We start from the raw sequence: 23,004 nt of genomic DNA, 5'->3' as shown, positions 1-23,004 counted from the left end.
TGAGCATGCGCCCGCACTCCAGACATTACGATTTGAATCAATATCGCTGGTTCGAATCGGTTCCGAAACAAGGTGCACGCTGGCGGCGTTGGCATTTTCCACATATTAGCGATCCCTTGACTGTCGTCAAAGCCGCTCCAGAATCATGGGCATGGCTTGGGAAATTGCGGACATCAATATCGGCGATGAGGTGGCGATCACCGTGACGGTGCTGAAGCTGCTGGACGACGGAAGAGCTAGTGTCAGCATCCCCTCCTATGGTTTTCCGCATTCAGTCCCTGCTCCTAAAAGGTCCAAACCAGGTGACGAGCTACAGCTCACCGGCGAGGTCACGCGGGTCGACGAGGAAAATCGAAAGGTGACGGTGAAAGCTGGCGGGCTAATCACCGTGGATGCCGATACGATCACCGACTGGACGCCTGTTCGCCGCAAAAAGATGTCGCTTAGAGATGGGGCGGATTAGCGAACGCAGATCAAAGCATGGATTGCCGAGGATAATCCGCAAGGGCTGGCCGCCCTTGCTCTGGTGCGCATGGCATCGAGGACACCTGCCCGGCCGGCGTGCTGCCAATCGAGGAAGCTGCCTTGCCCAGGTGGCGCACTGTACGAAAATTACCAACTTCGTTAGCCGGGAACAAGCACTCTACATCAAACGTTTTTGCGAGACTGAACTCTCCTCCTCCGGCCTGGCTGTAGCGGCCCGCTGCTCTGTACGGGCAGCGGGCCTGAGGGGTCGCACATGCCGCAGCGCCTGCGTACCAATCGCACCTGCCTTAGTCCTCATGATTTGGCTATTTGCCAGCGCGTTTTCGATCGAATTTGCGCAGACGAAGACCTCGACCCTCTAAGCCAACAGGGCGAAATCCTGGCGCAAACGGTAGTGGCGACTTTTCGAAATGCTCACACTGACGAGAGCGAACTGCTGAAGGCAGTCAGGTCTCGTCGCCGAAATTGAGCAGCAAAATTTCACCCGACCGACAGGTCGGGCTGCAGCCATTCGGCCTTGTCCCCGGAGCAGCCCCGGGGAGCTAATCAAAGCGACCACCAATGATCGCGTCGCTTTGACTAGCCGCCGCGAAGGGATTGAAGGCCGTCCAGCAACGAGGCCCTAACTGCCAGCAAGATAAGCGTCACCGATTGCGGCTGGCGGTGTGGCGGTCGTTTTGCACCCTCACCATTCCGCTCTTGCCGAGCAGTCCCAGTCCTCAGCCGCTGTTCCCGTAGCCCGGCCGTTTGCCTCACATGCCTGCTCGTTCCCGTGTGACGGTCGCCTTCACGACGCTCGCACTTGCCGGCTTCCATCCAGACGAGCCAATCGAGCCCAAGCGCAAAGCCGTGCTGGACGCCATTGAGGCGCTGGAGAAGGCGACAGAGAAACCGACCGCGAAGTGATGCGATGCGCAGCCTAGGCCCCACACCGGCCAGGATCGACCCGGAATGGCCTTACCAGATCGCGCTGCCCGACGACCTATGTACCGGACAGAGCTTTGCGCTGATCCGCGAATTCTGCGGAGCGCGCGGGCTGGCCCCGAACGGTAGGCAGGTGCAGGCGATATGGCCGGATCATAAATACGAGAACTGGCGGCTCCACGCATGCCTTCTGCTAGTTGCCGACGTTTGATGTGGCGCAAAGGATCTGCAGAAGCTAACATAGCTTGTTCTTGGAGGCTGTCGTGCGTACGAGACGTTTCAGAAAGCCCGTCGTCGTTCAACCCGGCCGGATCGATCGCGACAGAGTTGTTGCGTCCGTATCGGACGCGGCCGAAGTTCTGCTGAGGGATTGGCCGAGGCCGGCGGGCAAGTCGCGGCTCGCCGCAATCGAAGCATGCCTTGCCGTAATCCGTGGAGAAAAACCACCAAGGATAGCTCGCCAGGCGTTCATCGCTGCTGCCAAGGAGGCCAGGATATTGCTCGCGGAAGAAATTTAGGCTTACCCAGCACCCGTATGGGCATGCCCTTGAAGCACGGAGCGCTGCTGGATTCAGCGGCTTTAATCGACCTCTCCTGCCCCGTCAGGATACGAGGACGTGAAGACGCAAGCCGTGCTGAAGCTTGTGTTGTGGCGTGAGCCGCGCTTACTGAACCGCGAAGCCAGGCAGCTCATTCCCAGCCAGGCCACCTAGACCATCTAGACCTGACGGCATGGCCCGAACGTCGTGCACTGTCAGGCTTTGGCCTTGCGCTTTGCTGGTGCTTTTTTGGGCGGCGTTTTGTCAACCGCCTTGCGGCCGAGACCGGCAGCTTTGGCAAGCGCAGACCGCTGAGCCGCATAGCTGGGCGCTACCATAGGATAGTCCCACGCCAAACCCCACTTGGCTCTGTACTCATCAGGTGTCATGCCAAGCAAGCCCAGGTGGCGCTTCATCGACTTGAACTTGCGCCCGTTCTCAAGGCTTATAATGTATTCGGGAAAGATCGACTTCTTAGGATTTACCGCGGGCGTAAGTATTGGCGATGGTGCAGCGACCGGCTCAGCTAGGCCAGACAACGCAGAATTGACACTGGCGATCAAATTCGGCAGATCCGCCACCGGCGTTGCGTTGCTCTGGACATAGGCTGCGACGATATCTGCTGTCATCCCTAGCAAATCAGCCCTTCGCTGCCCAATTGCTTCATCCATCAAAATCGTTCCCGTGTTGATCTCCGGCGTTCCTATTTGGAAAATTCGGCCTGCGCAATTGCAAACAACGATTATTTGACGCTAGATTACTCCAAGGCCGACTTTGCTGGTCATCCCCTGCGACATGCGTGTATGCGGCCAATTTCCCTTCAGGTGTAGCACCCTCATTCACCCAAATGCGATCAGCAGATCGTTGGCATTATCTGGTCGCCGGCCTTGATCTGGACTTCGGGCATGGTGCTGTCACGCTCGGCATGCAGCGCCGTTCCATCTCATCGCTTCGATCGAAAACAGCAGATCGCCGGCCTTCACCGCCTGGACGGCAGCGACCGAGAGCGCCGAGACGACGCCAGACATCGGCGCGCCGACACGCGAACACAGCCCAGGATGACAACGTGTGTTCGCGAGATGTCAGGCGTTCAAGATTTTCGCTTCCTTGGCGGCGCTGAGAAATGCCACGCGGGCAATCTCCGGGGCCTTATCGCCGCCGAGCAACGCATCAGGTCAGGCGGCGTTTACGCGTTCGACTCTACCTTCACCGCGAAAAAGCGCCTGTCGATACCTCTCGGAGCCGCTTAACCAATCCATGGGTATAGAGGCTGAGATTATTCAGGGGCGATCGCTGAAAAATTCAGAGATGGGACACAGGAGACCTAACCAGAGGAGCGTAACACCCCTCCTCCTTGGCAGCAGCCTCGAAAACCTGACGGACCTCTTCCACGCGGTCCCGAAGGGCTTCTACGCTTGCACACCCTTCCTCCACTATCTTGGTCCACTTCATAAGTTCCTCGGCGGCACCCTCGACATTGTTGCACCCGTAGGTGGCCCAACATCGGTCGGTCTTGACGTACAGCGGAGGGGAGAACCAATGGGTTGCCATGGGTGGAAATTAGAGGGGACTTCCTCAGTAACCAGCTACCGGTCGCGAGTTTTGATAAACTTTCCAATCACCAGCTCTAGTCAGAGGCGACCGTAACGTCCCCTCCTCCTCGGCAGCAGCCAGGAATGCCTTACGAGCCTCCTCAGGTTCCATCTCGTCGAATATCGCGGCCATACAAACGCGCACCGCGAGGTCACCAAGGGCCACGCTTCGTCCACTTCGTCAGCTCCTCGCCGGCCGTCTCGGCGTTGTTGACGTGGTGGATGATCCCGGGACGCTCGGTCTTGACGAGGACCGGAGGGGAGAACCAATGGGTTGCCATGAGCGGAAATGTAGGGCGAGGAATTTCGTCGGCCGATTCTTGCTTCCGCAGCTCAAACTCTTCTGAAAGCTCCCGCGCCAGTGCGGCAAGCGTCGGTGTCAGAGTTGGTTCGCCCACAAACCTTAGGAGCCTGCGCAGCTTCCGGCAGTAGCCTTCCGAACTGATCATCCCCCGGAAGGCACGTCCCCTACGTAGCATGGCCATAAGGGTCACTGAAGGTTCCTTCTGGTTCGTCGAAGGCCATAGAAAACCCACGCTGCCAAAGTGATGGCGCTCCAATCAGCCTCGACCTGCTCTCGCCGCTCAAGCTCCTGCAGCAATGCAGCAAGGGACGCCGGCAGTTTCTCGTCGACTTCGAGACCAAGCCTGTTGCGGAGCATCTGACGATTATCTTCTGAGCTGATCAGCCGTTGAAAGGCTGTCGCTGCTGTTGGTCGTGCCGGCATAACGTCGTTCCCACATTCGGTCTGAAACACTTTCGTTGCGAAAGGGTTCCGAAGGGGATGCGAATAATTTGGTGGGTGCGCGCGCGAAGTTTCCCGTGCCCCTCTCGATCCCATAGACGGTTGACCAATGGGTTGCCATGCGGCTATTCGCGAAGATCGAACCCGACAAACAGGCCAAAGGCTGGGGCAACGTTGACAATAAGCTCCACCAGCTCGCAGTCAGTTTCCGCCAGATGTGGCCCGTCTCGGCGCACCGCTGCGACAGTGTCTTTGACGGAGATGATTTGGCCGCGACGGGCTTGTAGGATCAGCTCGTGAACAAGGTGTTTGGCAGTCACTTTGTCGGGTCGGCAGTTCGTCCAAACGTTCATACGAGGCCTTCCACCTCAGCGAGAACCCAAGTGGCAATTTATGGATCATTCCACGGAAAAATCAATGTTCGAAGGAATAAAGGACTGAATCTTTGGGAGAAATTTCTCCTCCTACGGGGAGAGATACATCTTGGCTTCCTTTGCGGCAGCCTCAAAGGCCTTTCGCACCACCTGAGGGTCAATCGGATCGCCCTCCAGGTCTGACAGACAGAGGGTCACCGCCTTGTGCCAGCGAGGTCCTCTGCGGGTCCACCTCTTGAGCTGCTCAAGGGCTGCCCTCGCATTGTTGCAGCCATGCCTGTCGCCGGTTTCAGTCTTCACGAACACCGGAGGGACGAACCAATGGGTTGCCATTGAGGGATAGTTAGGGGAGGTGGGAATGTTTGGAAGGATCTCTGAGCCGGTGATCGACTTTGGCTCGCGCGAAGAGCCACGGGATCTGCTAATCAGGAAAAAGCATACCCTCCTCCTCGACAGCAGCCAGAAAAGTCGCTGCGCGCCATTGAAGGCGGTGGGCATACGACCTCTGGCTAGCCCCGCTTACGTTCCCAGACGGGCAGCGCCTAACCTTCAAGTCGCACGACCCAGAGCGGATGAAACTAAAGCCGCTTCCGTTCCCGGCAGTTCGAACAGCATGGGCAGATGGCGACACTCGGCTTCGTCCACGATCAGCTCCTCGATAGTCGCGATGGAAAGATGGCTTTTGAGGCGCAGCCGGACAACCGCCGCGAATTTGTGAACGGGGACCGGTACCGCGCCGGCGTGATGGGCTAGCAGAGTTTTGATCTCAGCAACTACCTTTGGATCGACGGCGTGGGGCAATGGCAGCATGAGAGCACTCCTTTCGGAAGTAACTCTAAGCGGATCAGGGCGATGAGTCTGGCCGCGTACGCTTTTAACCAAATGCGCGGACATCATTGGACGTCAGATCACGCTCCTTAGTGGCTGCGTGCATTAGAGCGGCGGGCGCCGGCTGCATAGCCAATCGTGAAGCAAGATGAACCTTTCCCGCATTTATACCGGGCAAGTCTTCCCAAACGTCGAAGGCACCGATCTGCCCGACCTCGAAGCTGCAAAACAAGAGGCGGTAAGAGCCTTGGTCGAAATCACCAAAGATAAGCTGCCTCAATTGGTGCGGTGACGATCAACCTCCTGCATGACCCCGTGGCCTCGCATATGGGTCGGCGGCCCGCCGGTGAAGAGCCTGAGCGGCCAGTTGACGGCCGTCGAAAATGACTATTAAGTTCGGTCACAGAACGAATTAATCGGAGCTGCTGTTGAACGACCTGCCGCGCATTTCTCGTCAGTTCTCCCAGCGCTCCGTCATGGAGGCGATCGTGCAAGGTGGGCCGATCTCGCGCGCTTCGATCGCAAAGCAGACCGGCTTGTCCAAGCAGACAATCTCCGAGATCGTCAGGGCACTCGAGCAGGAAGGCTGGGTGCAGGAGACAGGGCGCACGAGCGGACATGTCGGACGCACGGCTGTCACTTACGAACTCGTATTTGACGCGGCCTACATCGCGGCCGTCGACCTCGGCGGCGCCAAAGTCCGGGTCGCCCTCACCGATCTTGCCTGCCAGATATTCGCGGAGGAAACGGCGCCGACCGATCCTCGGGGCGGACAGTTCATCGTCGACCAGATCGTGGATCTAGCGCTTCAGGCGGCCGAGAGGCACCGAATCTCGCGCACAAAGATAAGGCTGGCGGTGATTGGTGTTCCCGGTGCACCCGACAAGAAGACGGGCCGCGTCCTGCTTGCCCCGAATGTTGCCGGCTTTGGCACGATGAATGTCGTCCGCGCTTTCGAGCAGGCATTCGGGTTTCATGTGATGATCGAGAACGATGTCAATCTGGCGGTGCTCGGCGAGAACTGGCAGGGGTGCGGCCGCGGTATCGACAATCTCGCCTTCATAGCGCTGGGTACTGGTATCGGCAGCGGCCTCATGGTTGGAGGCAATCTGGTGCGGGGCGCCAGCAATGCAGCCGGCGAGATGGGCTTTTTGCCGATTGGCGCCGATCCTTTCGCGCCGACATCGTTGCGCGCCGGCGCTTTCGAGCGCGTGGTCGCAACCAACGCCATGGTTGAACGCTACGCAACGCTGACGGGCAACATCGTCAACGTGCCGACGATTTTCCACTGTGCATCGGCTGGAGACAGGCATGCCGAGACGGTACTCGACGAAACCGCGCGCTACCTCGCACAAGGCATTGTGGCCATAGCGGCAATTGCCAATCCGCAAAAGGTCGTCCTGGGCGGCTCGATCGGGCTGCGGCCGGAAATCCTGTTGCGCGTTAGGGACCTGCTGCCGCGCTGCTTCCCCTACCCTATCGCCGTTGAGGCGAGCGAACTCGGGTCGCGGGCAGCGCTCATCGGCGCTGCCGCGATCGGGCTCGGCCAGTTGCACAACACACTGTTCGGCGTCGACGCGCCCGACGGACGCATTTCGCTTCCCCCAGCCAGTTCGGCCGTGCTGCGCGAGGCCACGCTATGACTGTCTCAAAGGACATCACCACTCGCTTGCGCGCGGCCCTCGATTGCGACGCAGCGGTTGAGCTTCTGCAGGCGGCAATCGGCCGCGAAAGCATAACCGGTCACGAAGAAAACTTTGTCGCCTTCCTTGAAGACCGGATGCGCGTGCTTGGCTTGAGCGAAATTCGGCGTGCGGAATTCGCGCCCGGCCGGCCCAACGTCTGGGGTGAGCGCAAAGGTGCCGGCGCCGGCAAGCGGCTGCTCTTCATCGGCCACACCGATACGGTCCATGTCGAGGGCTGGCGCGAGCACTGGGCTGGCACCGCCAAGCAGGATCCGTTTGCCGCGCCAATGATCGACGGGCAGATCTGGGGCCGCGGCGCCGGCGACCTCAAGGCCGGCATCTGCTCCGCGCTGTCGGCACTCTCTCTGCTCGACACAGCCGACATCCAACTGGCCGGCGACGTTGCGTTTGCCTTCGTCGGCGACGAGGAGAGCGGCCAGCCTGGAACCGGCGTCTCCGCCGGCATCAAGGACTTCGTCGGCCGCATCGAGAGAGGCGAAGTCGTGGCGCCCGATTTCGTCGTCTATGTGGAGCCTACCCGCCTTTCGGTTTATCCGGCCCAAATTGGCTTCTTCATTACCGACATCACCATCACCGGACGATCAGCCTATTTCGGCGTACCCGAACTCGGCAAGGATGCCTTGCGTGCAAGCCACGCCGTCATGAGCGCGCTGTGGAAGCATTCGGAAGATGTTGCAACAAGAGCCGAGCACCCGCTGATTGGGCGTGGCTTCCTGCTGATCACCGGCCTTGCGGGCGGCGGCTACATCGCGGTGCCCGAACGCTGCACGTTGTCGCTGATCCGCAAGCTGTTACCCGGCGAGTCGCTGGACGAGGCCGCCGCCGAAATCGAGGCAGTGGTGCGCGGCGCCATCGCCGATCCCGAAATCATGTTGGCGTTCGCCTATCCGGCCGGCCGCGATCATCCGCTCGGGGGTAACGCCGCCGAGATTGCACCTGACAGGCCGGAGGTCGGCGCTCTTGCTGCCGCCATGGCCCGATCGATGGCTGGTCGCGGCGCCATCGAAGGCGCGCCATTCTGGTCAGAGTCATCGTTTTTCACCAACCGGCTCGGCATCCCCGCCGTGTACTGCGCGCCAGGCGACATTCGCAACTGCCACACCTTCGACGAACACGTCGATGTCGAGGAATATCTGGCCGGCGTCGTAGGCTTCGCCCGGTTCATGGTGGAGTATTGCGGCGTTACGGATGAAGGACAACTGAGAGCGAAAATGGGAGAAAGACCATGCTGATAGACAGACTTGTTGCTACAGCACTTGCAGGCAGCCTTATGCTGTTGGCCGGCGGAGCCGGCGCACAGACAGTGGGACCGAGCGGCGAGACGGCGACACCCAGCGCCGAGGTTAGATTGTCGGACGCGGACCTGGCCGCAGTAAAGGAGAAGGGCTACAAGGCCGCGCTGCTGTGGCACACCTCCTCCGACTTCACCAATGCGGTCACGTCCGGTGCCAAGGATGAATTTGCCCGTGCCGGCATTCAAATCGTCGCCACCACCGACGCGGGCTTTGACGCCGCGCGCCAGCGCAGCGACATCGAAACTGCGCTCGCGGCGAAGCCAAACGTCATCCTGTCACTGCCCCTTGATCCGGTCACTTCGGCCGAGGCGTTCCGTCAGGCGCTCACCGACGGCACCAAGCTGGTATTCCTTTCGAATCTGCCGAAAGGCTACAAGCACGGAGCCGACTATGCCGCCATCGTCACTGACGACCTGTTCCAGATGGGCAAGCAGGCGGCCGATGCACTGGCCAAGGCGCTCGATGGCAAGGGCAAGGTCGGCTACATCTTCCACGACGCCAGTTACTATGTGACGAACCAGCGCGACCAGGCTTTCAAGACAACGATCGAGAAGGATTATCCCGGTATCAAGATCGTCGCCGAGCAGGGTATCTCGGATCCGGCGCGAGCAGAAGAGCTGGCCAGCGCGATGCTCGTGCAGCATCCCGATCTTGACGGCATCTACGTCACCTGGGCCGAACCGGCCGACGGCGTGCTGTCGGCCTTGCGGGCAAGCGGAAACACCAAGACCAAGATTGTCACGCTCGACCTCGCCGAACCGGTGGCGCTCGATATGGTCAAGGGCGGCAATGTGACCGCACTGGTGGCCGACAAGGCCTATGAGCTCGGTCGCGCCATGGCCGCTGTCGGCGTCAAGGCGCTGCTCGGCCAGGAGACCCCGGCCTTCGTCGTTGCCCCGGCGCTTACCGTGACCAAGCAGAACGTTGCGCAGGGCTGGAAGGATTCGTTGAACCGCGACGCGCCGCAATCGGTGCTCGACGCGGCCAAATGACAGGGCAATGCCCGGCGGCCAATCAGGGCCGCCGACATCATAAAAACAAGGGGAACTGACATGCGCATAGCAATTGGAATGTTGTCGGCACTGGTAGCACTCGTCGCCGCCAACGCCTTCGCAGCCGAGGGCACCACCACGGGACCGAACGGGGAAAAGCCGACGCCGGCAAAGAGCGTCGTGCTCACACCAGCTGAGGAGCAGCAGATCAAGGACGGCAAATACACCGCCGCGCTGGTCTGGCATGAGATGAGCGAATACACCAACGCGGTGAACAGCGGCGCCCAGGACGAGTTGAAGCGGCTCGGCATCACGGTCGTCGCTCAGACCGACGCCGGCTTTGATGCGGCCCGTCAGAAATCCGACGTCGAGACAGTACTCGCCAAAAGGCCCTCTATTATACTGTCCCTACCGGTCGATCCCGCAAGTGCGGCCACCGTATATGATCCTGCGCGCCAGGCCGGCGTGAAATTGGGATTCGTCGACAATTCCCCGGCAGGCTACGTTCACGACAAGGACTATGTGACCATCGTTTCGGACGACCTTTTCCAGATGGGCAACAAGGCCGGGATCGCAATGGCCGACGCGCTCGGCAAGCAGGGCAAGGTCGGCTACATCTTTCACGATGCCGATTTCTACGTCACCAACCAGCGTGACGGAGCATTCAAGCACACGATCGAGCAGGACTATCCCGACATGAAGATCGTGGCCGAGGCCGGAATGGCCGACCCCGCGCGCAGCGAGGAAATCGCGCAGGCGATGATCACACAGCACCCGGACCTCGACGGTATCTACGTTACCTGGGCTGAGCCGGCGCTTAGCGTGCTGTCCACATTGCGGGCGGCCGGCAACAGCCACACCAAGATCGTCACGCTCGACCTGAACGAACCGGCGGCACTGGACATGGTGAAAGGCGGCAACGTTGCGGCACTCATCGCAGACGAAGCCTACGACATCGGCGTGACGCTGGCGCGCGCCACGGCCGCCTCGTTGATCGGCAAGAAAGCCGCGCCGTTCATCGTGGTCGATTCCCTCGCCGTCACCAAGGACACTGTCAAGGACGGGTGGAAGCGGTCCCTCAACAAGGACGTGCCCGCGACCATCGCGGCCGTCATGAAATAGCGGCAGACAATGGCGGCCCGCCGGAGGAAGTGAGAATGTCGAGTATCAACACCAGCCCCGGCCGGGCAGCAAGCTTGGTCAGCCGCTTCAACCTGCAGCAATATGTCGTCTATCTCGGATTTCTGGCGATCTTTCTGTTCTTCGCGATCGTACTGAAGGACAGCGGTTTTCTGACGGTCCGCAACCTGTCGAACGTCGTGCTGCAGACGGCACCCGTGACGATCATGGCGATCGGCCTTGTCTTTGTCATGTCGGCGGGCGAGATTGATCTTTCGATAGGTTCGATCGTTGCCGTGGCAGCCCTTGCAGCCGCGGTGGCGATAAACGCCTACGGCTTGTTGGCTGGGGTGCTGGCCGGCCTCGGCGCTGGCCTTCTGATCGGCCTGCTCAACGGCGCCCTCGTGGCTTACGTCAAGTTGCCTTCATTCCTGGTAACGCTGGCGACGCTCGGGCTGTTTGCCGGCGTATCTCGCTCGATGACCGATTTGCGGTCGATCCCGGTCACCAACGACGCCTTCACCGGTTTCTTCGGCTCGGGTTCTTTGCTGGGTGTCCCGTCCTTGATCTGGTGGACGGCAATTGCCGTTGCGATCGCGCATCTCATCTTTCGCGAGACGCGCTTCGGCGCCCATGTGCTGGCCACCGGCGACAACAGCCGTGCCGCCAGTGTTTCCGGCATCAGCGTGGCGCAGATAAGGCTTGCCGTTCTGACCATAAGCGGCGGGCTCGCCGGCCTTGCCGGGCTGCTCTATGCCGGCCGGCTGCAGGCTGCGAAATATACGCTCGGCGAAACCGACCTTATGACGGTGATAGCGGCCGTCATTGTCGGCGGAACCCTGCTCAACGGCGGCAAGGGATCGATTGTCGGTGCGCTGGTCGGCTCGCTGATGATGGGCATGCTGAACAACGGCCTCATCCTGATGGGCCTGTCCGTCTCCGACCAGATGATCGTGCGTGGCTTGATCATTCTTGCGGCCGTCGCCGTATCGCTGCGCGAAAAGTCCCGTTGAAGGAGTTTTGTCATGTTCCTCGATGTTCTGCGGCGCCGCAATCCGAGCTTTATAGAAAGCGCCATGCGCCTGCACCAGGAAGGAAAGCTGCCGGCTAATTCCTATGTGCTCGACCTCGATGCCGTCGAAAGCAATGCCCGGGTCCTGAAGCGCGAGGCCGACCGGTTCGGCCTGAAGATTTTCGCCATGACCAAGCAGGTCGGCCGCGCCAGTTCGTTCTGCCATGCGCTCAGGCGTGGCGGCATCGATCAGGCCGTTGCCGTCGACATGGCCTGCGCGCGGGCAACGCACAGAGCAGGCCTGAGGCTCGGTCATCTTGGCCACCTGCAGCAGATCGCAAGGCACGAGGCCAATGCGGCGGCCAAAACGTTCAGGCCGGACTATTGGACCGTCTTCAACGACACCAAGGCTGAAGAAGCCGCTGCCGGCGCAAGGCTCGCCGGGTACACGCAAAACCTGCTTGCCCGCATCCGCGCCGATGGTGACGTTTTCTACCGCGGCCACGAAGGTGGTTTTGAGGCGGCCGATATCGCCGCGGTCGCCGAAAAACTGGATGGTCTCGACGGCGCACGGTTCGCTGGCATCACCACCTTCCCGGCGCTGTTGTTCGACCAGACCACGCGACCGGTCCTGCCGACACACAATCTGGCGACACTGGGCAGAGCTGCCGAAGCGCTCGCCAAGTCCGGCCGCAGCGACATAGAGGTGAACGCGCCCGGCACAACGTCGAGTGTCCTGCTTGGCGCGCTGGCCGAAGCCGGCGCCACGCAATGTGAACCGGGCAATGGCTTGGCCGGCACCACCGCGCTGCACGTCATGGAAGATCTGCCGGAGCTCCCTGCCGTTCTGTATTTGACCGAGGTCTCGCATTTGTCTGGCGGCAAAGCCTACTGCCTGGGTGGCGGCTTCTATATCGATCCGATCTTTCCGGACTATGAGGTGAAGGCAATCGTGTCCGCAGAACCCACCACGGCCGCCGCCGCGCTCAGAAGCGTCGAGGTGCCGCCGCCTGCGGCAATCGACTATTACGCAATGATTGACGCTAGCGGCGCCAATGCTCCACGCCCCGGCGACACGGCGGTGTTCGGCTTTCGCGGCCAGGCGTTCGTGACCCGCGCCTACGTGGTCGGCATCTCCGGTGTCTCAAAGGGGGCGCCCCAAGTCGAAACGATCGAAAACGGTTTTGGCGAAACCGCTGCCTGGCCTGTCTAGGAGCAAGTGATGAACGCGACCACGACCGGCATGCCCCCTGTTTTGCAGCTGCGCGACATCCGCAAGAATTTCGGCGGCCTCACCGCCATCGAAAATTTCTCGCTCGAGCTCTATCCCGGCGAGATAGTGGCGTTGGTCGGCGATAACGGTGCCGGCAAGTCGACGCTGGTCAAGATCGTGACGGGGGTGCATGCTCCGACATCCGGGACGATCATCATCGAGGGGCAGGCGGTGGCAATGTCGAGCGCCACCATGGCGCGCGCGCACGGCATTGAGGTGGTCTATCAGGACCTGGCGCTCGCCGATCAGCAGACCGTCTACATGAACATGTTTCTTGGCCGCGAGCCGGTGAACCGCTTCGGCCTGCTCGACCGACGCCGGATGATCGACGACACCGAAAAGCTGGTGAAGGATCTCGACGTTCGCATCCCATCGGCTCACGCCACCATCCGCGATCTTTCGGGCGGCCAGCGCCAGGGCGTGGCGATCGCACGCGCCACGCACTGGGCAAGCAAGCTGATCCTGCTCGACGAGCCAACCGCCGCGCTCGGCGTTGCCGAGACCGCCAAGGTCGAGACGATTGTTCTGTCGCTGAAGCAGCGCAATATCGGCGTGCTGATCATCAGCCACAGCCTCGACCAGGTGTTCAGGCTCTCAGATCGGATCTGTGTTCTGCGACGTGGCAAACAGATCGGCGTGCGCAAGACCAGCGAGACCGACAAGAACGAGATCGTCGCCATGATCACCGGGCTTCAGCACTAGCCCGGTCCGACAGAGGCGCGCCGTTCAGATATTGCGTTACCCGAGCAGCGAGTGGCATGACTTCGGATCCACGATCAGGCCTCGGCCACAGAATGCCGCCAGCATCAATCCAGCGCGCGCAGATACCGGATGGGGCGGCCACCGGCAATCCGCTCGGCCGCTGTCGCTATGGAATTGGCGTCGATGCCGAAATGGCGGTAAAGGTCGCCGATCGTCCCTGACTGGCCAAAATGCTCGACGCCGAGACTGCGCGTGCGATGGCCGTACACCGAACCCAGCCAGCCGAGTACCGCCGGATGGCCGTCGGTGACGGTGACGATCGCGCAATGCGCAGGGAGATCGGCAAACAGCCTTTCGATATGACTCCTGGCGTGAACGAGGCCGCGTTCGCGCGCGCGACTTGCCGCTGTCCAGCCTGCGTTCAAGCGATCGGCCGAGGTCACCGCCAGGAGACCAACATCGCGACGGTCCTCCGCCATCATGCCGATAGCCTCGATGGCCTCCGGCGCAACCGCGCCGGTATAGGCAACAATCACTTCGGCATTCGGACCCGGAGGCCGCAGCCAGTAGCCCCCGTCGATGATGTCCTGCTCGAGTAGGGGCGTCACGCCACGCGTTATCTGCTCGACCGGGCGCGTCGAGAGCCGCAGATAGACCGAACCGCCCGTCTCGTCGCGCAGCCAGGTGCGCTCCGACTGCACGGCGTCGCCGTCGCGCTGCATATAATCCAGCGCAAAGCGCATGATGACGCCCAACTCGTCGACGAAGGCCGGCTCGTAAGCCGCAAGCCCGTCTTGCGCTATGCCGATCAACGGTGTGGCGATCGACTGATGCGCCCCACCTTCCGGCGCCAATGTGACCCCGGATGGCGTGGCGACCAGCAGGAAGCGCGCATCCTGATAGCAGGCGTAATTGAGCGCATCGAGACCGCGCTGGATGAACGGATCGTAGAGCGTGCCGATCGGCAGCAGCCGTTTGCCGAAAATCGAATGCGACAGCCCAAGTGCCGACAGCAGGATGAACAGATTGTTCTCGGCGATGCCCAGTTCGATGTGCTGGCCGGAGGTGCCGAATTCCCATTTCTGCGCCGAGGCGATGCGTTCGCTGCGGAAAGTGTCGGTGAGTGACTGACGGGCGAACAGGCCGCGCCGGTTGACCCAGGGGCCGAGATTGGTCGAAACCGTGACATCGGGCGATGCCGTGACGATCGCGTCGGCGAGCGGCCCGCCAGCGCGCGCAATCTCGTCCAGAATTCTGCCGAAGCCGACCTGCGTGGAGACGCTGCCTTTGGCTTCCGCGACGAGACGACCAGGGACCACGATGCGCTGGGCGTGCCGGCGCCGCTGGCCCTTTGCCGCGAACGGAACGGCGTCGAGGAACCGTTGCAGCTCCAGATCCCCGACAGCCAATCCCTCGAAGGCATCCCACTCCCGCCCGTCGCCGACCGACATCGAGGCACGAAGGACCGCCATCTGATCCCTGGTCATCAGGCCGGCGTGGTTGTCCTTGTGGCCGGCGAGCGGCAGGCTGTCCGCTCGTCATTGGTGGCGAAGCTCACCCGTACGTGACAATTGTCGAGGATGGAATTGTTCGGTCCGTAGGCCTTCTCGATCTGATTGAGCGATTGTGCGATCAGGAACGACTTGATGCCATAGCCGGCCATGAAGGCCAGCGCGCTTTCGAAGAAATCGAGCCGGCCGAGCGCCGGGAACTCGTCGAGCATCATCAACAGACGCTGTCGATGATCCTTCGCATGGAGATCTTCCGTCAGTCGGCGGCCGATCTGGTTAAGCACGAGGCGGATGAGAGGCTTTGTGCGACTGATGTCCGATGGCGGCACGACCAGATAGAGGGTCGTCGGCCGTCTCTCCTCGACAAGGTCGGCGATCCGCCAGTGGCAACATGACGTTACCTTGGCCACAACCGGATCGCGGTAGAGGCCCAGAAAACTCATGGCCGTCGAGAGCACGCCGGAGCGCTCGTTTTCGGATTTGTTGAGCAGTTCTCGGGCAGCCGACGCCACGACCGGGTGCGGGCCGGCATCGCCCAAATGCCGGGTCAGCATCATGGCGCGCAACGTCGTCTCGATTGGGCTCTGTGGATCGGAGAGGAAGTTTGCCACGCCGGCAAGGGTCTTGTCCTTCTCCGCGTAGAGCACATGCAGTATGGCGCCGACCAGCAGCGCATGGCTGGTCTTCTCCCAGTGGTTGCGGCGTTCCAATGTGCCTTCCGGGTCGACCAGGACATCTGCCACGTTCTGCACATCTCGAACTTCCCGCTCGCCTCGTCGCACCTCCAGCAGAGGGTTATAGGCCGCGGATGCGGCATTGGTCGGATCGAACAGAAGCACCCGGCCGAAATGTGCGCGCCATCCGGCCGTCAGTTCCCAGTTTTCGCCTTTGATGTCGTGGACAATTGCCGAACCCGGCCAAGTCAGCAGCGACGGCACGACCAAGCCAACACCCTTGCCGCTTCGGGTCGGCGCAAAACACAGCACGTGTTCGGGACCGTCATGCCGTAGATAGTCGTGGTCGAGCTTGCCGAGCACCACGCCATCAGGACCGACTATGCCTGCGGCTCTGATTTCGTCTCGCGTCGCCCAGCGTGCCGAGCCATAGGTCGCGGAGTCCTTTGCCTCGCGCGCGCGCCATACCGACATCCCGATCGCGGTGGCGATCGCCATCAGGCTGCCGCTTGCCGCAATCGCCGCGCCCTCAACAAAGACCTTCGGCGCGTAGGCGTCATAGAAAAACCACCACCAGAAAAATGCCGGCGGGGGATAAATGGGCTGTCCCGCCAGTTCGAACCAGGACGGACCGAGTTGGCTCTGAAAGCCGAGCCGCCATGCCGTCCATTGTGTCGCTGCCCATGTTGTCACGAGGACGAACCCAAGGGTGGTGAGGACCTGTCCCCACAAAATCTTGGTTGCCGGCACTTGTCGTGTCTCCGATCTGATGACCCGAACAACGAAGAAAGACCGAGTGTCGAGATATGCAAGCGGAAGGAGTTGTCAAAAGCGGCAGGACGTACTGTGAGATAGAAAGACTTGCAGAATTCGGTGCGAGACTTCTTTGGAAAGTATTTCACTTGGGCAGAGAGATCAGAGTCGGGTCGTTGCCATTGCGCCACCATGGAACAATCGTGACTGTTCTCATTCTGGTGGTCGTGAAGGAGATCAACTAAATCGCAGATCTGCACAACTATCCCACTTGCGCCTCGAATGGGAAAGGGGTCCGACACCTGGCACATGGAACGTCCGGCCCAGAGCCGCTCGATCTCTTGTGCCCGATCGCACTGTCTGCCGACGACCTGATCACGTGCGGCCGCGCATAAGATCCGCAAATTGCAAGATGATCGCGGCTGCGGTGGCTATTTGTCGACGAAAGCCGGCTGCAGGACCGTCGCTGGTTCTCAATGGAGACTGCCGCAACCGCGCCAAAGCGCGACGTTATCGGGAACGAATCCGTGCGTTGGGTTTAGCTCCGCTTCGCAGCGCGCGCTGGAGGAGCGCCTACGTCGATTCGGATCCGACGCTCGCAAGCCGGCAATGCTGGAAGACCTAGCTGCCAGCCGCCGGCGCTGGGCCGCCCTGCCCGTGCTCAATGCTCGCAGCGCCGACGAGATCATTGGGGGCGCGGCCAGCAAGGACGCTTAGTGCGCAATCGATAGGACCTCCTCGCAACCCCGTTTGGACATGGACTTGGAATAGTTGAAAAACGCTCTCGACAGCCGTTATTTGGACTGGCGCGCGGCAGCGATGGCCTGCAAGAGATTAATGCTGCTCATGTCAGGTTGACTGGATGCGGCAACAGCCAGTGCTGCGGCATCGGCCATTTTCGCGACGTCGTCGCTGCTGATGGTTCCGCGCTTTTCCAGCAGGTTTAAAAGTTCGACAACGAGAATGAAGGCGTTCACGCCATACCGTTCGGCTCTGAGCTCGAATTCGCCCCGCGCCAGTTCCTCCGAGTCTCCCTCGACCCTTTTGTCCATGATTTTGATCGCCTCCCGCGGCAAAGCTATCATAAATTAACAACCTGTTCTAACCCGCCTTCATCTGGAAAAACCCGCCGTGCCCATCAGCACGGCGGGTTGATCAAGCGTTGCCCAAGGCCTGGTGCTGGCAGATCTATAGATCGATTGCCGCCCGACAGCCTATCAAACACGCTTCGTCCCCGCGCCGCCTAACTTGGTAACGGCGGGCTTCTCCTCCCCAAATCGTTCAGGTCACTGGATGACTTTGACGATCTTGCGTGTGCCTGGATCAACGACAACGGTCCGGTTGTCGACGACGACGTAGCGGTATTTGACGTTCGGGACCTCATGAAGCTCGACTGTGTCGGGCAGGGTTGAGCCGATATTGAGCTCCACTCCAGGAATTTTCACCGAAGCGAGTGGCTGCTTTTTCACATATTCCTTAATCACCGTCTCCTGTTCCGGGTTGATCACCACGTCCTGAGCGGCGGCAGCACCGACACCAGCCAGCAGCAGAAATCCCGCGGCTGCGATGGAAAAACGCATTCTCATAGCTATCTCCTTGTGAGCTCTCTTGCACTGGACGCGAAACTTTGCGCCAAAGCTCCCCCAAACATGAAGCTTGTGCAGACGTTCCTCACTGAGCCTTCGGTCTAGCCGTGCGTGGGACCAAAGTCTTCGCTGCAGCGCGCAATAGCCCCGCACATGCAGCCACGCGGAACTGTGTCTGTTCGTACTCGTTGGCGTCGCTCAACGGAGGAGCCTATGGAGAACAGTGTCCACCAAGCTCGCTGGCTGCTTGCACCGGTTTTCGCCGTCTCCATCACCTTCTTGGTGATAGGAATGGTTGCTAGCTGATGCTCGCTAGCCAGAAATGACGCTCCAACAGCCCCGAATTTGTATCTGCGCAGAAAAGTCCCTTCCTGCGCTGATAGGATCCGCCCGCCATTCCTCGATTGGCGGACGGATCCTCATTTCCCAGCTGCGTCGGATGTCGAGTGAGTAGGAACGGAAATGGACGAGAACAAAAGCAGTCGAGACTTGTTCACTTGTTCGACCGAGGCCGCCTGTCGGTCGATGCGCTTTATGAGGTGGAACATTTCGCGCGGGAAAATGGCGTGTGGCCGAGCCAGGTCAGCAAGCTGATCAAAGAGAACGGCAACGACCGTCTGACCCTCACCAAGGCAGTGAAGAGCTGCGCGATCGGCATTGAAAAACCCGCCGCACTCTACAGCACGACGGGTCGATCGAGCGTTGCGCCGAGCACGGGCGTGGGCGCTGGGGTGGGCTGTGCCCGGTGCGGCCCGATCGTAACAAACGATACGTGCGCGGCTGCTTGGCGTCTACCAACCGCCAGTTGGGGACAATTTTCGTAGCCGGTGGGGCGGACAATCATTGCAAATGTCCTCCTTTTACACACCGTTCACTCGTTCATCCCGACGGGCGCTAATTTTGATCACCAGTGACGGCCTTTCTGAAGCATGGGGGTTCCAAAAATCCCTTTCAACAGGCCGGTTTATACCCGTCCGATCCAGAGCTTCGCCAACGCGTTTTCGACCAGGTTTGGAGTGACGAGGTCGGCAGACGAACGCCGTGCGTCGCCAGGAAAGGAGCCGCGCTATTGTCGCCGATCTCGAACCTTGGCTGCGGGAGAAGCTCGGCCTGATCAGCCACAAGACAAAGCTCGCCGAGACGATCCGCTACACTCTCACCCGCTGGGGAAGGCCTCTCGCGCTTCCTCGACGACGGTCGCATCGAGATTGACAGTAACACCGTCGAGCGGGACCGAACAATCGACGCCCGCCTGCAGCAGCTCCATGGCAGCGCTGTGCCTCAAAACATGGGGCGCCGAAGCGTTCGAAACGCAACCGGAAGGTGCCCATTGGTCCAAGCATGGCGTCGTCAGCAGCGTGAGAGTGGCGATATCCGTGTATGACAGCAGAGTTGAAGGCACGGTCAAACACTAAAAGCCGGCGCCGTGTGGGCAAATTGGACGTCCATTGCCGCAGCAATTTCGGTCATGATGGGAGCAATTATGACCGGGGCTATCTTTGCCTCTCCCCCTTCCCCTGGCCTCCAGAACCTGCGAAACTTCGCCATGCGGGCAACATATCACCATGGCGACAAATAAAAAACTCGACCGGAGCCAGACGGCTGTTCTGAGGCCTACCGCTTAACGCACATCCGCGGTTCCGCTGTGCCGCAGATTTCACCTATGCCGCAATCGAGATCGCGACTGCAGGGCGGCGGCATCTGCGGCGGCTCCAGCACGATGAAGGGCGTCATCACCTTTTCGCCGGGCGCAACCAGCTGCGGTGCTGCCGCTCCGGCGGGGCCAAGCGACCGGAGATAGCGGTAGAGCGAGCGCACGTCGGTTTCGTCCATCTTGCGGAGATTGTACCAGGGCATTGGCGGCACTGCGTCGAAAAAGCGGGCAATGCGCACGAACTCATCTTCGCCGTCGTCTGCCACCATGAGCCGCAGGTTGGCCGGATAGCTCGTCCCCCATGGACCCTGGAAACCGATGTTGCTGCCCTTGAGCGCCTTCTCCGGGTCGATCTTCCCGCCGCTTTCCCGATAACCCATGGTGTGACAGTCGTGGCAGCCGCCGGTAATCGAGACGTAGAGGCCGCGTTCGACCGAAGGTTCCTCGGCGCGGGCCGGGATGTGGGCGAGCGAGAAAAGCACGGCACTGCACAGCAAAACGATCGTGCGCATGGCATCCCCCGAAGCAAATGCGGAAGAGAGACTATCAAGCCTAGCATCACCCGGGCAAATGAAAACCCGGCCGGGGCCGGGGTTCTGAGTGAAACGTGGCGGCTCGTTATCTCACGCCAGCCGCACTGGCTGGCTGAAGCGGATGGAGGTGGACAGCGGCCAACGTGCAGGGGTTCCCCACCGAAATGACGGCGCGGATGAAGGCTCTGGAGCGGGAGAACCGGGAGCTTCGGCAGGCCAATGAGATCCTGCGGAAAGCATCCGCTTATTTTGCCAAGGGGGAGCTCGACCGCCCGTTCAAAAAATGATCGCCTTCATTGATGATCATCGTGGCGACTACGGGATCGAGCCAATCTGCAGGGTTCTGCCGATTGCCCCGTCCACCTATCACGCGCGTGCGGCACAGCACCACGATCCTTCCCGCCTGTCATTGCGGGCGAAACGGGATTTGGCTCTGAAGCCGGAGATCACAAGAGTGTTTGCAGAGAACTTCGCCGTCTATGGCGTGCGCAAGGTGTGGCGGCAATTGAAGCGCGAAGGCTTCGATGTGGCCCGCTGCACCATTGAACGATTGATGCGGGAGACCGGGCTGAACGGCGCCATCCGCGGCAGGCCGTTCAGAACCACGATCAGCGACAAGGCCGCGCCCGGTGACGTCGTGATCGGGCCGACTGGTGCGGTCAAGGTCATCGTGGCGACGAGGCCAATCGACTTCCGGAATTACGTTGAGCGTCTGATTATGCGGAGCCCGCAGCGGCAATTGCTTGCCGCCTGCGGTATTTGAGCAGCGATCACTCGACATAATCTGCCGATCGGCTGACGGACTTCAGCACTGCCAGCAGCCTGGCGGGAGTGCGGAAGCGACCCGACTTGAGCGACGGGGGCGCCATCGCGGCAAGCAGTCGGCTCGGCCCGCAGGTAGATTTCAGTGCTTTGGAGGCTGGCGTGACCGAGCCAGAGCGAGACTTTGCGGACATCCCGGGTCGCCTGCAGCGTGTGCATGGCGCAGGTGTGCCGTCTATGTCGACCAAGACATAAGCGGCACACCGCCGCCGTGGAATTGCTGCAGGCCGGTGTCGATTGCTCGGTCATTGCCCTGTGGCTGGGCCATGAGACGATGGAAACGACGCTGATCTATCTTCACGCACATCTTGAGCTGAAGGAATCCGCACTCGCCAAGCTGAAGCCGTACGAACGCGCCAAAGCCGAGCGATTTCGACCAAACGACCGGCTTCTGGAATTCCTGAACGCCCTTTGAGCATGAGAATTATGCCGAGTGTCAACGACTGGCCTGCGGCCAAAACGGCGGGAGAAGCACGCTCTGACCGCCATGGTGAAAGAGGCACTCGGCATAGTTCGACGGTCGCCATAAACACGCAAACTTAACGGCATCGAGCCGCTCGGCTATCTCGCCGACGTCCTCACTAGGATCGTCAACGGCTATGCCAACAGCCGAATCGACGATCTCCTGCCATGGGCCTACGTCACCGCACCCAATCTCAAGGCCGTGATCTGAATTCGGGTGATACGCGGCCTCGCCAGTTCATTCGGCTAGTTCAAGACCCCCCTGAACTCGCTCCTCGATCGCCTTCAGGAAATGGTCGGACGTCGATGTCCATCCAAAGAGTATCTGCACGAGCGTGATCGAGGCGTCATGATTGCTCCTTGAGGCATCCCAGGAGATGGGCTCGCTAGTGCAATCCGTTAGCAGTATGCAGACAAGTGGCTGCATTTTTATTCTCCCACCAGCATGAGGGTCGCTCTTTGCGCCCTTGGTTATCATGATCGGCCACCTACATCGCGTCAACAAAAGGGGGAGCTACATCCTGCTTGGGAGCCCAAGGAACAGCGGTTATACTGCTGCGCGGGGCAATGAAGTCGATCGGCTGACGATGCCGGAGCGTGCCGGCTTGCTCCGTTCGCGCAGCAGCGACGATCAAATCCTATCGTGACGACATCGGCTATTCCGGAACGCCAGCCAATGACACCGGCTCTGGAATCGATTGGGAGCATTGTCGAGATTTTTCCGGCCCTGAAGAGCGGAGATCGGCCAATGTCCGCTCTTACCCATTCCTGCCCGACAGTTTGCGCCCAAGCCATCGCGCTCATTGGCTAATCGCGGCACCGTTCAGCGCCCGCACAGAACTCTTACTACTACCAAAAAGAACGCCGTTAACCAGATTTTCTAACCCGCCAATGCTTAATCGCGAGACTGAATGGGTGAGGTGATCGGTGTCAAGCATAAGGGCGTTTCCGCTGTATCGGCGGCGGAAGTTGGTCGAGGGAGTTGCCCGCGTGCTGGAATCCAAGAACGGCGAGGAGGCGAATGCGTTCTGGCGCAGCACCGCCAAGACAATTCTCGTTCAGTTGTCCGAATCAGGAATTGCACCCGGGCGCGCCGAACAGGAAATTGGAACGCTTCTTCATGCCGTCTTACGCGAGATAGCCAGCCGGAGTGCTGCGAAACGCACACTCTAGCGTCGACTCACGACGAATGATTGCCGCTTGCAGACTCGACTAGGCTTCGCACATGTTACTGCACTGCTCCCGTCGAATGCCAGGTTTCTCACCCCTCATTGCAATATGCGCAGCCGAACTGGCTCGGCCAAGCCGGTTTCGGCAAAAGGCAGGCAGCTAGCGCGGCTCCCGCCCAAAAAGCCAGTTTCGAATATTTCATTGTTTACTCCAGCTGGCACGTGCCCGGTGGCAGCCAGCTGGAAACCTGGC

The 23,004-nt window shown here is 60.5% G+C and carries 26 protein-coding genes, 7 pseudogenes and 1 other annotated feature; of the genes and pseudogenes, 19 read left to right on the top strand and 14 right to left on the bottom strand.

All coding sequences use genetic code 11. The features are described from left to right. Positions 1-151: 151 nt before the first annotated feature. The 4 genes from NKI24_RS13080 (at position 152) to NKI24_RS13065 (ending at position 1,928) form a co-directional block, all read left to right on the top strand. On the top strand, positions 152-463 hold the full coding sequence (locus tag NKI24_RS13080) for a hypothetical protein (RefSeq protein WP_352745756.1): 312 nt from the start codon (positions 152-154) through the stop codon (positions 461-463). A 779-nt stretch (positions 464-1,242) separates the two neighbouring features. Continuing rightward, complete coding sequence (locus tag NKI24_RS13075; protein WP_352745754.1) at positions 1,243-1,392, top strand: hypothetical protein; 150 nt, start codon at positions 1,243-1,245, stop codon at positions 1,390-1,392. A 4-nt stretch (positions 1,393-1,396) separates the two neighbouring features. Continuing rightward, the gene (locus tag NKI24_RS13070; RefSeq protein ID WP_352745751.1) at positions 1,397-1,621 is read left to right on the top strand and encodes a hypothetical protein; all 225 of its coding nucleotides are present in this window, start codon (positions 1,397-1,399) and stop codon (positions 1,619-1,621) included. 52 nt (positions 1,622-1,673) lie between these two features. After that, positions 1,674-1,928, top strand: coding sequence for a DUF982 domain-containing protein (locus NKI24_RS13065; protein WP_352473196.1), 255 nt, complete (start codon positions 1,674-1,676; stop codon positions 1,926-1,928). A 236-nt stretch (positions 1,929-2,164) separates the two neighbouring features. On the opposite strand, the gene NKI24_RS13060 is transcribed toward NKI24_RS13065, so the two are convergent. From NKI24_RS13060 to NKI24_RS13020, 9 genes and pseudogenes are all read right to left on the bottom strand, one after another. Beyond that, positions 2,165-2,620: a Ros/MucR family transcriptional regulator gene (locus tag NKI24_RS13060; protein WP_352745747.1), complete on the bottom strand. Its 456-nt coding sequence runs from the start codon at positions 2,618-2,620 to the stop codon at positions 2,165-2,167. Positions 2,621-2,788: 168 nt separating this feature from the next. Then, positions 2,789-2,998 (bottom strand): annotated as a pseudogene (locus NKI24_RS13055) (biotin/lipoyl-containing protein); the annotation flags it as partial. Positions 2,999-3,031: 33 nt separating this feature from the next. After that, entirely contained in the window at positions 3,032-3,115 is an 84-nt protein-coding gene (locus NKI24_RS13050; RefSeq protein WP_352745833.1) for a DUF982 domain-containing protein, read from the bottom strand. A gap of 409 nt (positions 3,116-3,524) precedes the next feature. Next, entirely contained in the window at positions 3,525-3,686 is a 162-nt protein-coding gene (locus tag NKI24_RS13045) for a DUF982 domain-containing protein (RefSeq protein ID WP_502901455.1), read from the bottom strand. A gap of 7 nt (positions 3,687-3,693) precedes the next feature. Further along, positions 3,694-3,990, bottom strand: coding sequence for a hypothetical protein (locus NKI24_RS13040; protein ID WP_352745745.1), 297 nt, complete (start codon positions 3,988-3,990; stop codon positions 3,694-3,696). Positions 3,991-4,031: 41 nt separating this feature from the next. Further along, a complete protein-coding gene (locus NKI24_RS13035) occupies positions 4,032-4,268 on the bottom strand; it encodes a hypothetical protein (protein ID WP_352745742.1) in 237 nt (78 codons plus the stop codon). 143 nt (positions 4,269-4,411) lie between these two features. Next, positions 4,412-4,639, bottom strand: coding sequence for a hypothetical protein (locus NKI24_RS13030; protein WP_352745739.1), 228 nt, complete (start codon positions 4,637-4,639; stop codon positions 4,412-4,414). Between the two features lie 111 nt (positions 4,640-4,750). Further along, positions 4,751-4,993: a DUF982 domain-containing protein gene (locus NKI24_RS13025; protein WP_352745827.1), complete on the bottom strand. Its 243-nt coding sequence runs from the start codon at positions 4,991-4,993 to the stop codon at positions 4,751-4,753. Positions 4,994-5,209: 216 nt separating this feature from the next. Then, positions 5,210-5,470: a hypothetical protein gene (locus NKI24_RS13020; protein ID WP_352745736.1), complete on the bottom strand. Its 261-nt coding sequence runs from the start codon at positions 5,468-5,470 to the stop codon at positions 5,210-5,212. 166 nt (positions 5,471-5,636) lie between these two features. On the opposite strand from NKI24_RS13020, the gene NKI24_RS13015 reads away from it, so the two are divergent. The 8 genes from NKI24_RS13015 to NKI24_RS12980 all read left to right on the top strand — a co-directional run bounded on the left by NKI24_RS13015 (position 5,637) and on the right by NKI24_RS12980 (position 13,587). Further along, on the top strand, positions 5,637-5,780 hold the full coding sequence (locus tag NKI24_RS13015) for a DUF6894 family protein (protein ID WP_352745734.1): 144 nt from the start codon (positions 5,637-5,639) through the stop codon (positions 5,778-5,780). 136 nt (positions 5,781-5,916) lie between these two features. Further along, positions 5,917-7,131 carry an ROK family transcriptional regulator gene (locus NKI24_RS13010; protein WP_352745731.1) on the top strand — a complete coding sequence of 405 codons (1,215 nt, stop codon included), beginning with the start codon at positions 5,917-5,919 and terminating at the stop codon, positions 7,129-7,131. Further along, the gene (locus NKI24_RS13005) at positions 7,128-8,426 is read left to right on the top strand and encodes a M20 family metallopeptidase (protein ID WP_352745728.1); all 1,299 of its coding nucleotides are present in this window, start codon (positions 7,128-7,130) and stop codon (positions 8,424-8,426) included. The genes NKI24_RS13010 and NKI24_RS13005 overlap by 4 nt, the downstream gene beginning before the upstream one ends. Continuing rightward, on the top strand, positions 8,420-9,481 hold the full coding sequence (locus NKI24_RS13000) for a substrate-binding domain-containing protein (protein ID WP_352745725.1): 1,062 nt from the start codon (positions 8,420-8,422) through the stop codon (positions 9,479-9,481). Before NKI24_RS13005 ends, NKI24_RS13000 begins: the two co-directional genes overlap by 7 nt. Positions 9,482-9,541: 60 nt before the next feature. Next, positions 9,542-10,603: a substrate-binding domain-containing protein gene (locus NKI24_RS12995; RefSeq protein ID WP_352745722.1), complete on the top strand. Its 1,062-nt coding sequence runs from the start codon at positions 9,542-9,544 to the stop codon at positions 10,601-10,603. A 35-nt stretch (positions 10,604-10,638) separates the two neighbouring features. Then, on the top strand, positions 10,639-11,613 hold the full coding sequence (locus NKI24_RS12990) for an ABC transporter permease (RefSeq protein WP_352745719.1): 975 nt from the start codon (positions 10,639-10,641) through the stop codon (positions 11,611-11,613). A gap of 12 nt (positions 11,614-11,625) precedes the next feature. Then, positions 11,626-12,825: an alanine racemase gene (locus NKI24_RS12985; RefSeq protein WP_352745718.1), complete on the top strand. Its 1,200-nt coding sequence runs from the start codon at positions 11,626-11,628 to the stop codon at positions 12,823-12,825. Positions 12,826-12,834: 9 nt separating this feature from the next. Continuing rightward, complete coding sequence (locus NKI24_RS12980) at positions 12,835-13,587, top strand: ATP-binding cassette domain-containing protein (protein WP_352745716.1); 753 nt, start codon at positions 12,835-12,837, stop codon at positions 13,585-13,587. A gap of 104 nt (positions 13,588-13,691) precedes the next feature. Here NKI24_RS12980 and NKI24_RS12975 read toward each other — a convergent pair. Then, positions 13,692-15,113, bottom strand: a pseudogene (locus NKI24_RS12975) (transketolase-like TK C-terminal-containing protein); the annotation flags it as partial. Continuing rightward, positions 15,083-16,522 (bottom strand): annotated as a pseudogene (gene traG / locus NKI24_RS12970) (IncP-type conjugal transfer protein TraG); the annotation flags it as partial. The pseudogenes traG and NKI24_RS12975, both read right to left, overlap by 31 nt. 486 nt (positions 16,523-17,008) lie before the next feature. Between traG and NKI24_RS35950 the strand changes: the two are divergent. Further along, entirely contained in the window at positions 17,009-17,242 is a 234-nt protein-coding gene (locus tag NKI24_RS35950; RefSeq protein ID WP_502901454.1) for a type II toxin-antitoxin system VapB family antitoxin, read from the top strand. A gap of 77 nt (positions 17,243-17,319) precedes the next feature. Here NKI24_RS35950 and NKI24_RS12965 read toward each other — a convergent pair whose 3' ends face one another. Together NKI24_RS12965 and NKI24_RS12960 are read right to left on the bottom strand one after the other, a co-directional pair. Then, positions 17,320-17,577, bottom strand: a complete 258-nt coding sequence (locus NKI24_RS12965; RefSeq protein ID WP_352452180.1) for a hypothetical protein — start codon at positions 17,575-17,577, stop codon at positions 17,320-17,322. A 234-nt stretch (positions 17,578-17,811) separates the two neighbouring features. Beyond that, positions 17,812-18,111, bottom strand: a complete 300-nt coding sequence (locus tag NKI24_RS12960; RefSeq protein WP_352452179.1) for a DUF1236 domain-containing protein — start codon at positions 18,109-18,111, stop codon at positions 17,812-17,814. A 497-nt stretch (positions 18,112-18,608) separates the two neighbouring features. Here NKI24_RS12960 and NKI24_RS12955 point away from each other — a divergent pair, with 497 nt between their 5' ends. Both NKI24_RS12955 and NKI24_RS12950 read left to right on the top strand, forming a co-directional pair. Continuing rightward, entirely contained in the window at positions 18,609-18,935 is a 327-nt protein-coding gene (locus NKI24_RS12955; RefSeq protein WP_352452178.1) for a hypothetical protein, read from the top strand. Between the two features lie 198 nt (positions 18,936-19,133). Continuing rightward, positions 19,134-19,342, top strand: a pseudogene (locus NKI24_RS12950) (IS66 family transposase); the annotation flags it as partial. Between the two features lie 383 nt (positions 19,343-19,725). Here the strand turns inward: NKI24_RS12950 and NKI24_RS12945 are convergent. Continuing rightward, positions 19,726-20,277 carry a hypothetical protein gene (locus tag NKI24_RS12945; RefSeq protein WP_352745712.1) on the bottom strand — a complete coding sequence of 184 codons (552 nt, stop codon included), beginning with the start codon at positions 20,275-20,277 and terminating at the stop codon, positions 19,726-19,728. A gap of 142 nt (positions 20,278-20,419) precedes the next feature. Here NKI24_RS12945 and NKI24_RS12940 point away from each other — a divergent pair. The 4 genes and pseudogenes from NKI24_RS12940 to NKI24_RS12925 all read left to right on the top strand — a co-directional run. Further along, a pseudogene (locus NKI24_RS12940) lies at positions 20,420-20,926 on the top strand (IS3 family transposase); the annotation flags it as partial. Beyond that, positions 20,540-20,656 (top strand) — a sequence feature (AL1L pseudoknot). It overlaps the preceding pseudogene by 117 nt. Before the next feature lie 390 nt (positions 20,927-21,316). Continuing rightward, positions 21,317-21,535 (top strand): annotated as a pseudogene (locus tag NKI24_RS12935) (tyrosine-type recombinase/integrase); the annotation flags it as partial. Between the two features lie 114 nt (positions 21,536-21,649). Then, positions 21,650-21,793: pseudogene (locus tag NKI24_RS12930) on the top strand (transposase domain-containing protein); the annotation flags it as partial. 716 nt (positions 21,794-22,509) lie between these two features. Continuing rightward, a complete protein-coding gene (locus NKI24_RS12925; RefSeq protein WP_352745710.1) occupies positions 22,510-22,755 on the top strand; it encodes a DUF6074 family protein in 246 nt (81 codons plus the stop codon). The last annotated feature ends 249 nt before the right edge of the window (positions 22,756-23,004 follow it).

The organism is Mesorhizobium sp. M0701, assembly GCF_040320365.1.
Lineage (GTDB): Bacteria > Pseudomonadota > Alphaproteobacteria > Rhizobiales > Rhizobiaceae > Mesorhizobium.
This window is presented reverse-complemented; position numbering and strand designations above follow the sequence as displayed.

What these genes read in the sequence shown, in the direction of transcription:
- NKI24_RS12945 (WP_352745712.1), bottom strand. Translation starts at nt 20,277, where the DNA reads ATGCGCACGATCGTTTTGCTGTGCAGTGCCGTGCTTTTCTCGCTCGCC.
- NKI24_RS12995 (WP_352745722.1), top strand. Translation starts at nt 9,542, where the DNA reads ATGCGCATAGCAATTGGAATGTTGTCGGCACTGGTAGCACTCGTCGCC.
- NKI24_RS12960 (WP_352452179.1), bottom strand. Translation starts at nt 18,111, where the DNA reads ATGAGAATGCGTTTTTCCATCGCAGCCGCGGGATTTCTGCTGCTGGCT.
- NKI24_RS13035 (WP_352745742.1), bottom strand. Translation starts at nt 4,268, where the DNA reads ATGCCGGCACGACCAACAGCAGCGACAGCCTTTCAACGGCTGATCAGC.
- NKI24_RS12965 (WP_352452180.1), bottom strand. Translation starts at nt 17,577, where the DNA reads ATGGACAAAAGGGTCGAGGGAGACTCGGAGGAACTGGCGCGGGGCGAA.
- NKI24_RS13000 (WP_352745725.1), top strand. Translation starts at nt 8,420, where the DNA reads ATGCTGATAGACAGACTTGTTGCTACAGCACTTGCAGGCAGCCTTATG.
- NKI24_RS13075 (WP_352745754.1), top strand. Translation starts at nt 1,243, where the DNA reads ATGCCTGCTCGTTCCCGTGTGACGGTCGCCTTCACGACGCTCGCACTT.
- NKI24_RS13040 (WP_352745745.1), bottom strand. Translation starts at nt 3,990, where the DNA reads ATGATCAGTTCGGAAGGCTACTGCCGGAAGCTGCGCAGGCTCCTAAGG.
- NKI24_RS12980 (WP_352745716.1), top strand. Translation starts at nt 12,835, where the DNA reads ATGAACGCGACCACGACCGGCATGCCCCCTGTTTTGCAGCTGCGCGAC.
- NKI24_RS13060 (WP_352745747.1), bottom strand. Translation starts at nt 2,620, where the DNA reads ATGGATGAAGCAATTGGGCAGCGAAGGGCTGATTTGCTAGGGATGACA.
- NKI24_RS12990 (WP_352745719.1), top strand. Translation starts at nt 10,639, where the DNA reads ATGTCGAGTATCAACACCAGCCCCGGCCGGGCAGCAAGCTTGGTCAGC.
- NKI24_RS13005 (WP_352745728.1), top strand. Translation starts at nt 7,128, where the DNA reads ATGACTGTCTCAAAGGACATCACCACTCGCTTGCGCGCGGCCCTCGAT.
- NKI24_RS13015 (WP_352745734.1), top strand. Translation starts at nt 5,637, where the DNA reads ATGAACCTTTCCCGCATTTATACCGGGCAAGTCTTCCCAAACGTCGAA.
- NKI24_RS13070 (WP_352745751.1), top strand. Translation starts at nt 1,397, where the DNA reads ATGCGCAGCCTAGGCCCCACACCGGCCAGGATCGACCCGGAATGGCCT.
- NKI24_RS13030 (WP_352745739.1), bottom strand. Translation starts at nt 4,639, where the DNA reads ATGAACGTTTGGACGAACTGCCGACCCGACAAAGTGACTGCCAAACAC.
- NKI24_RS13025 (WP_352745827.1), bottom strand. Translation starts at nt 4,993, where the DNA reads ATGGCAACCCATTGGTTCGTCCCTCCGGTGTTCGTGAAGACTGAAACC.
- NKI24_RS13020 (WP_352745736.1), bottom strand. Translation starts at nt 5,470, where the DNA reads ATGCTGCCATTGCCCCACGCCGTCGATCCAAAGGTAGTTGCTGAGATC.
- NKI24_RS12985 (WP_352745718.1), top strand. Translation starts at nt 11,626, where the DNA reads ATGTTCCTCGATGTTCTGCGGCGCCGCAATCCGAGCTTTATAGAAAGC.
- NKI24_RS13080 (WP_352745756.1), top strand. Translation starts at nt 152, where the DNA reads ATGGCTTGGGAAATTGCGGACATCAATATCGGCGATGAGGTGGCGATC.